The organism is Variovorax sp. WDL1, from assembly GCF_001541225.1.
Taxonomy (GTDB): domain Bacteria; phylum Pseudomonadota; class Gammaproteobacteria; order Burkholderiales; family Burkholderiaceae_C; genus Variovorax.
This window is the reverse complement of record NZ_LMTS01000172.1, coordinates 98,234-107,085: the sequence shown is the minus strand read 5'-3', so window position 1 is coordinate 107,085 and position 8,852 is coordinate 98,234. Positions and strand designations below refer to the sequence as shown.

The 8,852-nt window shown below is 68.4% G+C and carries 11 protein-coding genes; 5 read left to right on the top strand and 6 right to left on the bottom strand.

Annotated features, from left to right (window positions below):
- The 4 genes from APY03_RS24195 to APY03_RS24180 all read left to right on the top strand — a co-directional run.
- Positions 1–800, top strand: an 800-nt coding sequence (locus APY03_RS24195) for a glutathione S-transferase family protein (protein ID WP_232324384.1), incomplete at its 5' end; no start/stop codon positions are given.
- A 107-nt stretch (positions 801–907) separates the two neighbouring features.
- The gene (locus APY03_RS24190) at positions 908–1,813 is read left to right on the top strand and encodes an SDR family oxidoreductase (protein ID WP_068680828.1); all 906 of its coding nucleotides are present in this window, start codon (positions 908–910) and stop codon (positions 1,811–1,813) included.
- Between the two features lie 116 nt (positions 1,814–1,929).
- Entirely contained in the window at positions 1,930–2,400 is a 471-nt protein-coding gene (locus APY03_RS24185) for a hypothetical protein (RefSeq protein ID WP_068680826.1), read from the top strand.
- 281 nt (positions 2,401–2,681) lie between these two features.
- Entirely contained in the window at positions 2,682–3,041 is a 360-nt protein-coding gene (locus APY03_RS24180; protein ID WP_068680824.1) for a DUF1428 domain-containing protein, read from the top strand.
- A 13-nt stretch (positions 3,042–3,054) separates the two neighbouring features.
- Here the strand turns inward: APY03_RS24180 and APY03_RS24175 are convergent, their stop codons facing one another.
- Positions 3,055–3,981, bottom strand: coding sequence for a LysR substrate-binding domain-containing protein (locus tag APY03_RS24175; RefSeq protein ID WP_068680822.1), 927 nt, complete (start codon positions 3,979–3,981; stop codon positions 3,055–3,057).
- Positions 3,982–4,105: 124 nt separating this feature from the next.
- On the opposite strand from APY03_RS24175, the gene APY03_RS24170 reads away from it, so the two are divergent.
- A complete protein-coding gene (locus APY03_RS24170) occupies positions 4,106–4,834 on the top strand; it encodes an FMN-dependent NADH-azoreductase (RefSeq protein ID WP_068680820.1) in 729 nt (242 codons plus the stop codon).
- Here the strand turns inward: APY03_RS24170 and APY03_RS24165 are convergent.
- The 5 genes from APY03_RS24165 to APY03_RS44385 all read right to left on the bottom strand — a co-directional run.
- Complete coding sequence (locus APY03_RS24165) at positions 4,791–5,495, bottom strand: glycosyltransferase (RefSeq protein WP_068680871.1); 705 nt, start codon at positions 5,493–5,495, stop codon at positions 4,791–4,793. The genes APY03_RS24170 and APY03_RS24165 overlap by 44 nt on opposite strands.
- A 153-nt stretch (positions 5,496–5,648) precedes the next feature.
- Positions 5,649–7,001 carry an ATP-binding protein gene (locus tag APY03_RS24160; RefSeq protein WP_068680818.1) on the bottom strand — a complete coding sequence of 451 codons (1,353 nt, stop codon included), beginning with the start codon at positions 6,999–7,001 and terminating at the stop codon, positions 5,649–5,651.
- Positions 6,998–7,669, bottom strand: coding sequence for a winged helix-turn-helix domain-containing protein (locus APY03_RS24155; protein WP_068680815.1), 672 nt, complete (start codon positions 7,667–7,669; stop codon positions 6,998–7,000). The genes APY03_RS24160 and APY03_RS24155 overlap by 4 nt, the downstream gene beginning before the upstream one ends.
- Before the next feature lie 32 nt (positions 7,670–7,701).
- Entirely contained in the window at positions 7,702–8,463 is a 762-nt protein-coding gene (locus tag APY03_RS24150) for a cytochrome b/b6 domain-containing protein (protein ID WP_068680813.1), read from the bottom strand.
- Positions 8,464–8,538: 75 nt separating this feature from the next.
- Positions 8,539–8,852: aldo/keto reductase (locus tag APY03_RS44385; RefSeq protein ID WP_232324383.1), on the bottom strand; the 314-nt coding region annotated here is incomplete at its 5' end.

Below are 8,852 nucleotides of genomic sequence, written 5' to 3'. Positions count from 1 at the left end.
CCGGCGGCTACCGCCGCACGCCGGTGCTGCAGATCGGCGCCGACATCTATTGCGACACCGCGCTCATCTGCGACGTGCTTGAGCATGTCGCGCCACTGCCCTCGCTCTATCCCGAGCCGGGAAAGGGCCTGGAGCGCGTGGTCGCCCAATGGGGCGACACGATCCTCTTCTGGGCCGCGATGGCCTACAGCTTCAGCGGCAAGGGCGCGGCCGACATCTTCGCCAAGGCACCGCCCGAGGCGGCAAAGGTCTTCGGCGAGGACCGCAAGGCCATGAGCGTCAACATGGTGCGGCACCGGCCCGGCGATGCCGCGGCGGCCTACAAGTCGTACCTGCGGCGGATGTCCGACATGCTCGACGACACCGACTACCTGGTCGGCGCCTATCCCACCGTGGCCGACTTCGCCTGCTACCACCCGCTCTGGTTCACCCGCAAGCGCACGCCCTCGATGGCCGACATCCTGCAGATCACGCCCGCGGTGGGCGACTGGATGGACCGCATGGCGGCCATCGGCCACGGTGCGATGGAGACCTTCGACGCCGCACAGGCCATCGAAGTGGCGGCTGCTTCCACGCCGCACACGCTGCTGTCCGACAGCACCTTCCAGGACGAGCACGGCATCCCGCTGGGCACGCGCGTCACCATCGCCGCCGAGAGCTTCGGCCCCGAGCCCACCGAGGGCGAACTGCTCGCCGCCACCCGTACGCACTACACGCTGCGCCGCACCGACCCGCGGGCGGGCACGGTGCATGTGCACTTTCCGCGCATCGGGTACACGCTGCGCAAGGTCGAAGGCTGAATCGGACACGGGAGCCGAACGCAGAAGTCGCAGAGGTTACGCAGAAGTCGCGGCAGGACGGCCAGAATTTTGAATTGTCTTCTTCCGCGACTTCAACAAGGACTCCAATGATTCAAGACTTCCAAGGCACCACCGCCGTTCTCACCGGCGCCGGCTCCGGCTTCGGCCTCGAGTGCGCACGCATCGGCGCGGCACGCGGCATGAACCTGGTGCTGGTCGACGTGCAGCAGGACGCGCTGGACAAGGCGCGTGCCGAGATGGAGGCGGCCGGCGCCCAGGTCATGGCGCGCAAGGTCGACGTGGCCAACGCGGCGCAGATGGAACAGCTTGCAAAAGACGTGAAGGAGCGCTTCGGCGCGCCGCATTTCGTCTTCAACAATGCCGGCGTGGGCGCCGGCGGGCTGGTGTGGGAGAACACCGTCGCCGACTGGGAATGGGTGCTCGGCGTCGACCTCTGGGGCGTGATCCATGGCGTGCGCCTGTTCACGCCGATGATGCTCGAGGCGGCTGCTGCCGACCCGTCCTGGCGCGGCCACATCGTCAATACCGCCAGCATGGCCGGCCTGCTGACGCCGCCCAACATGGGCATCTACAACACCGCCAAGGCCGCGGTGGTGAGCCTCACCGAAACCCTCTACCAGGATTTGAAGCTCATCACCGACCAGGTGGGTGCGAGCCTCCTGTGCCCGTACTTCGTGCCCACCGGCATCACCAGCAGCGAGCGCAACCGGCCGGGCGGGCTGCCTGCCGACAAGCCGACCCGCAGCCAGCTGATCGGCCAGGCCATGAGCAACAAGGCGGTGAGCAGCGGCAAGATCACCGCCGCGGAGGTGGCGCACAAGGTCTTCGACGCGATCAGCGCCAACCAGTTCTACGTCTTCAGCCATCCCAAGGCGCTGGGCAACGTGAGGAGCCGCATGGAGAACATCGTGTCCATCGCCAACCCGGCCGATCCTTTCCTGGAGCGGCCGGAGATCGGCGCGCAGTTGCGCGCCCAACTGCGCGGCGGCTGAGCGCCCGGGCGACGTATGGCGCGCTCGGCCCCCCGGGGGGCAGAGTCGGACACAGGAGGGCAGGCACGTAGGCCACCGCTGGCAGACACTGCACCTGCTTTGGTGACACTGGCGGGATGTTGAACCATGCCTATGCCATGCCCGAAGCTCCGCGGCGCCACTACGGGCCGGTGCATCAGCACCTCACCAAGGCCGATCTCGGCGCCCAGCTGGCGCGGCGCGCCGACGAATGGGTCCGGCAGGCCACCCCCGCCGAGTTGTTGAGCGTCCTCCTTTCAGGCGGCCTCAGTGCCGTGATTGTGGAAGAGGAGGGCCAGGTCCGCACCGGTATCGAGCTCGGCGAGCAGCCGGGCATGCTGTCGAAGCTCGGGATCATCTGGTCGGACCTGCCGGCGGCGGAAACCTTGCCTATCGTCGCACTCGTGTGGGAGGCGACGCCGCCGCCGGCGGACAGCCGCCTGTGGGAAGCCTGGATCGCCCTCGATGGTCACGTGCGCGAAGGCGCGCGCCGGTTCCTCCACGACGAGGTCGACCAGAACATCCCGCTGTTCGAAGCCTGCGCCGAGGCTTGGCTCCGCGAAAATTAGGCCCTTAGTTGTATCTGTTGCATTTAGTTGTAACCCGCTGCTTCTTCAGCAGGCAATCTGGCGGGAGGCCTTATGGGGCAAGGCTTCGCGAAGTTGCTCCGGTACTTTTCCACAAGCTTGTCCACCTCCGGCGGGGACATGTGCCGGGCGCGTCGAGTGCCGGCCGCGATCGCAGGCAGTTGAAGGCACCACCAGGATCGGTCTATACAGTCATGCGTCTCGTGCCGGCTGCTGGGTGCTGAGCGCGTCGTCCTCTCTTCAACCCTCCAAGGAGATTCCGCATGGCTTACGTCGATGGATATGTTCTTCCGCTCCCCAAGCGCAACATCGAGCAGTACCGCGAGATGGCGACCAAGGCGGGCAAGATCTGGCGCGAGCATGGCGCCCTCGAGTACCGCGAGTGCGTGGCTGACGACGTGAAATCGGGCGAGGTCACGTCCTTCCCGCAGAGCGTCGACCTCAAGGACGACGAACTGGTGGTCTTCTCGTACATCGTCTTCGAATCGCGCGCGCACCGCGACGAGGTGAACGCCAAGGTGATGAGCGATCCGCGACTGGCCGACATGATGGACCCCAAGACCTTGCCCTTCGACGGCAAGCGCATGTTCTGGGGTGGTTTCGAGACGCTGGTCTCGGTCTGAGCCCTCGGCCGCCTCAGGTGCCGGCCTGCGCTGCAATCCAGTCCCACACAGCGCGTATTGCGGGCTCGCGTTCCCGCCCTTTGGGCGTGGCCAGGAAATAACGGCCCGTGTCGAGCGCAGGGCCGAAGGGTTGCACCAGCGCCCCGCTGCGCAGTTCCTCGGCCGCGAGCGTGAGGCTCAGGAGCGCCACGCCGTGGCCGGCCAGTGCGGCGAGCATCGCGTGGGTCTCGTCCGAAAAGGAGAGGCCGGCGGACAAGCTCGAACGACGCCCTGCCGGCAGCGCGAGGCCCGCTCCCGCGAACCAGCGCGGCCACTGCGCGGGCGCGCTCGCGTGGGGCTGCCAGTCGCTGTGGATCAGGCGGTGCTGCGCCAGGTCCCGCGCGCGCTTCAGTCCCAGTCGCGGGCTGCATAGCGGCGCATAGCGCTCGGGCATCAGCTCGGCCGTCGCGAGGCCGGGCCAGTCGCCCTGGCCGGAGCGGATCGCGAGATCCGCATCGCCGCGCGCAAGATCGACGAGCGTGTCGCTTGCATGCAGCCGCAGTTCGATGCCGGGGCAGGCCAGGCGAAAAGCCGCGATCCGCGGCAGCACCCACTTCGCGACGAAGGCTGTGTTGGCCGTGAGCGTGACCGTCTCGCCTTCGATGCGCATGCGCAAGGCCTGCACGCCGGCCTCCAGCGTGTCGAAACCTTCGCGCAACGCGTGGAACAGGCGCAGGCCCGCGGGCGTCAGCACCAGCTGACGCGTCATGCGCCGGAACAGCGGCTGGCCCAGCGTGCCCTCGAGACCGCGCACCTGGTGGCTGATGGCGGTGGGCGTGACCGAGAGCTCGCCCGCAGCGCGCTGGAAGCTGGCATGCGCCGCAGCGGCCTCGAAGGCCCGTAGCGACGACAGCGGCGGCAGGCGGCGGGCTGGCCTGATGGATGAAATGATCTCATTCATGAGCAAGAAATCGTCGTTTGTGATGAGCCCGGCATGAGCCTAGATTCGGCCCAGGCCTGGGTGTCCCGCAAGGGTAAGACACACGAGCCATTCTCATCCATCGACTCCAAGGAAGGCCATCTTCATGAACACGCTTCTGCACATCGACGCCAGCGCCCGGCCGGGCCGCTCGGACGTCGATGCCCATGGTTCCCATACACGCCGCCTGTCCGCGCGCTTCGTCGAGCGCTGGCGTGCCGCACGTGCCGAGGACCGCGTCGACTATCTCGACGTGGGCAGCCATCCGCCCTCGCCGGTGACCGGCGCATGGGTCCACGCTGCGTTCACGCCACCGGCCGCGCGCGAGGCGTGGATGCAGGAGGCGCTGGCCGAGAGCGATGGCCTGCTGGACCAGCTCATCGCCGCGGACCTGATCGTGGTGGGCTTGCCCATGTACAACTTCGGCGTGCCGGCGCAGTTCAAGGCCTACATCGACAACATCGTGCGCGTAGGCCGCAGCTTCGGCTTCGACCGCGCGCGCGGCGAGGTCCCGTACTGGCCGATGCTGGACACGGGCAAGCGCCTGGTGCTGCTGAGCTCGCGCGGCGACTTTGGCTACGGCAAGGGCGAGCGCATCGCGCATCTCAACCACACGGAGGCCAGCGTGCGATCGGTGTTCGGCTACATCGGCATCGACGACGTGCACGAGATTGCGGTCGAGCACGACGAGTTCGGCGGGGAGCGACTGGCGCAGTCGCTTGCGCAGGCCGAGCTTGCCGTTGATCGCCTTGTCGACCAGCTCTCGACCCGCGTTGGCACAACAGCGGGGATCACTCCCGCCAGTGCTCTGCCACCCAACCTGCTGAACGGATGAAGCGCAAGGCCCGGTTGCGCTGGCCCGCGAGCGCGTCCGGCGGGTTGCACTCGCCATGGAAGATCACGATGCGCGCCTCCGGCGGCACGAAGGGCGCGCGCCAGTAGTTGGTCGGCCATGCCGGGATGCTGTGGTACTTGAAGCTCGGGCACCAGGGCGCCGGCCAGTATTCGAGCTTGCCCTGGCGGTGCAGAAAGTCGGAGAGGTAGGCCTGCTCGTTGCGGAACGTCGAGCGCACCTCGGCGAAGTTGCTGCGGAAATGCTCCAGCACATCCGCATGCGCGCCGATCTCGAAGCGGTAGACCGAGGAGTTGCCCGTCAGGCGGTGCTTGCGCTTGTAGTCGCGGATGATGAGGAACTTGCCCGGATGGTCGAAGAATGGATCGAGTCCGCCGACGATCACCACGTCCAGGTCGAGAAAGAGCGCCGTGCCGCGCAGGCCATACAGGTCGGCGGAGAACGCGGCCAGCTTGGTCCAGCCGCGCTCGGGAATGCCCTCGGGCAGGTCGAGCGCGGGGATGGGCTGGCACTCCACCTCGGACCGGATGCCCCGGGGATCGTCCGTCAGGCAGGTGAAGCGGAAGCCGCTGAGCAGGTGGCGGCGAACCATCGCATAGAGGCGGTTGACGTACTCGGGGCCGTACTTGGTGCCCCACTTCATGCACAGGATGTGCCGGCGCTGTGCGTTGAGCAGGGTCACCTTGAAGGGGATCCGGGGAGTGTCGGTCTTGTCGGGTGCGTCGGTCTTGTCGGATGCGTCGGATGCGTCGGATGCGTCGGATGCGTCGGTCTTGTCGGGTGCGTCGGTCATGGTTCAGTGGAGTGAAGAAGGCAGGCAGCGGACATGAACCGCCAATCCCCCCAAGTGCGGGGAGCGCCCGATGTCTATCGCCATGCGATGCACTGCGGCGATGCGGCGCGCGATCGACAGGCCCAGGCCGCTGCCGCTTTCGGAGTTGCCGAGCGCCCTGAAGAAGCGCCCGCCCAGCCGCCACATGTCGGAGTCGTTCATGCCGGGGCCGCCATCTTCGACGCTGAGCCGCACGCCCGACGCGCCGCACGCGACGCGCACCTCGATGCGAGCCGAGGGCGGACTGTAGCGCACGGCATTGTCGACAAGGTTGCGGACCAGCACCGTCAGCAGCGTCTCGTCGCCGCGAATGATGCAGGCCGGGCCGTTGTTCAGTTCCAGGCACTGATACTTGGCGATCGCCCGCGGCGCGATGTCGGCCAGCACGCGGCGGGCGAGGGCGCCGAGGTCCACGTCCTTTTCTTCCGGCATGGCGTCGGCTTCCAGGCGGGACAGCGTCAGCAACTGCTCGACCAGGCGCGTGGCGCGGTCGCAGCCGTCGATGGTGCCTTGCAGCGAGCGGGAGCGGCGCTCGTCATCGGCCTCTTGCATGGCGACCTGTGCGTGCGCGCGGATCGCCGCGATGGGCGTGCGCAGCTCGTGGGCGGCATCGGCAGTGAAGCGCCGCTCGGATTCGAGCAGGAACTCGATGCGCCGGAACATGGCGTTGAGCGCGTCGATCATGGGCACCATCTCGGAAGGCGCATCGTCCAGCTGCACGCGGTCCAGCACGTCCGGCCTGCGCTCGAGCAGCGCGCGCCCGAGCCGGCGCATCGGGCGCAGTCCCCGGTGCACTGCCCACCACACGGCCAGCATCAGCAGCGGCAGGGCGGCGAACAAGGGCCACAGGGTGCTTCGCAGAACCGCCCACAGGATCGCGTCGCGGGATTTCCCTTCTTCGCCCACGTGGACCTGCAGCCCGGCCTCGGGGTCATGGACCGAGAACACGCGCCACTCCCGGCCTTGGAGCCAGATCGTCCTGAAGGCCGGGGCGCCGCTGATGCGGCCCTCCACCAACGGCGCGAGCGGCGCATTGGCGGAGCGCAGCGCCAACCGGCCGTCGTTGAAGACCTGGATCGCGGTCTTGTAGGCGTAGCGGTGCAGCGCCGGCGCGTCGATCGGGAGGTCGTGCGCGGCCCCGCGCTGCTGGGCAATGACCAGGGCCGCGGCCTGGGCCAGATGGCTGTCGAGGATTTCCTCTACCTCGTGGCGCGCGTCGAACCAGGTAATGGCAGCGGTGCCGCCCCAGACCGCGACCAGCAGGACCAGCAGCAGCCATGCCAGCCGGCCCTGCAGCGAATAGGCGGCCCGGATCACGGCGAGGCGGAAGCCCGCATCAGCACGTAGCCCACGCCGCGCACGGTCTGGATCAGCGCGTTGCCCAGCTTGCGCCGCAGCCGGTGGACATGGACCTCGATGGTGTTGCTCTCCACTTCCTGGCCCCAGCTGTAGAGGTGCTGCTCCAGCTGTTCCCGCGACAGGACGCGGCCGGCATGCAGCATCAGCGTGTGCAGCAGGTCGAACTCCCGCGTGGAGAGCACCACCGGCTCGCCGGCCTTGTGGACTGCGCGTGCGGCGGGGTCCAGGAGGACATCGTGCGCAACCAGGCAATCCTGCGGCTGGCCGTGCGAGCGCCGTACCAGCGCCCGCAGGCGTGCCGCCAGCTCGAGCATGTCCACTGGCTTGACCACGTAGTCGTCCGCGCCCGCATCCAGGCCGCGGACGCGATCGTGCACCGCATCACGCGCCGTCAGCACCAGCACGGGCAGCTTGACCTGGGCGTTTCGGATGGCAGCGAGCACCGCCAGCCCGTCCTTCGCGGGGAGGCTCAGGTCGAGGACGGAGGCCGCATAGGGATTGGCCCGCAGCGCGTGCTCGGCGGCCATGCCGTCGCGCACCCAGTCGACCTGGAAGCCGAGCTGCAGGAGGCCGGCGCGAAGCCCCTCGCCGAGCAGGGCGTCGTCTTCCGCGAGAAGGATGCGCATGGGTCGGGATTGTCTTGGTGCGGGCGGGCCGCTCAGTCATTGTCCCCTGGCTCGCGCCGGGCTTCGATGGTGGAGGCGGGCTGTTCGCGGGCCTCTTCGCGCAACTGTTCACGAGACGCTGCCACCGTTGCGGCACCCGCCCACTGGTAGCCCCAGAAGCCGGCGGCTGCGGCCAGCATGAGCAGGGCCACGCTGTAGCACGCGCTTCGAATGGCTTCGCTCGGCACGCCCAGCTTGGTGCCGCTGATCATCGAGCGCGCCAGGTTCTCGCCTGCGCGCCAGCTGCCGAAAACAATGCCGGCGATGTGCAGGCCCACGAGCGCCAGCATCGCGAGTGCCGCGCCTTCATGGAACTCCTGCCACCACCCATCCGCCGTCGGCTTGTCGCCGCTCGCCCACCCGGAGACGGCAGTGGCCAGCGTCAGCAGGAGGAGCGCGATGATGGCCACGGCCCCTGCGGGACTGTGGCCGATGTGCCGCCTGCCCCATCCGCGCGGCATGCGGCGCAGGTAGGCCGCGATCTCCCCGGGGCCCCGGACAAAGTTCGCGAAGCGGGCGTAGCGGGTGCCTGCGAAGCCCCACGCGATGCGAAAGACCACCAGCCCGCCCATCGTGTAGCCCAAAGTCTGATGGAGGTCGCGCCAGCCCTCCCGTCCGGCCGTGAGGCAGGCGCCGGCGAAGCAGGCGGCCATGAGCCAATGGAAGACGCGCAGGGGTGCATCCCAGACGAGCACCCGCTCAAACCCAGGCGGTTCCGGCAGCGGGAGGGATCGCGATTCGGCGTTCGTGTTCATGCGGGGCCGCCATGATGCGTGCCCCGCCTTATCGAATCCTTAACGCGGCTGTGCGTGCGGCGCCGGCCCTCGCCTTCAGACTGGCACGGGGCTGCGCTCGGCGAACTGCCCGTTCCAATAGGGGTAGTAGGGGTAGGGCGGCGTCACGGCGCTTGCCGCATCGAGGCGCGCGACCTGTTCCCCGGTGAGCTGCCAGCCGAGTGCGCCAAGGTTCTGCCTGAGCTGTTCCTCGTCGCGCGCGCCGATCAGCACGCTGGCCACGGTGGGGCGCTGCAGCAGCCAGTTGAGCGCGATCTGCGGCAGCGTCCTGCCGGTTTCCTCGGCCACCTGGTCCATGGCATCGATCACGCGGTAGAGGCGCTCCTCCTCGACCGGCGGTGCGAAGCCCG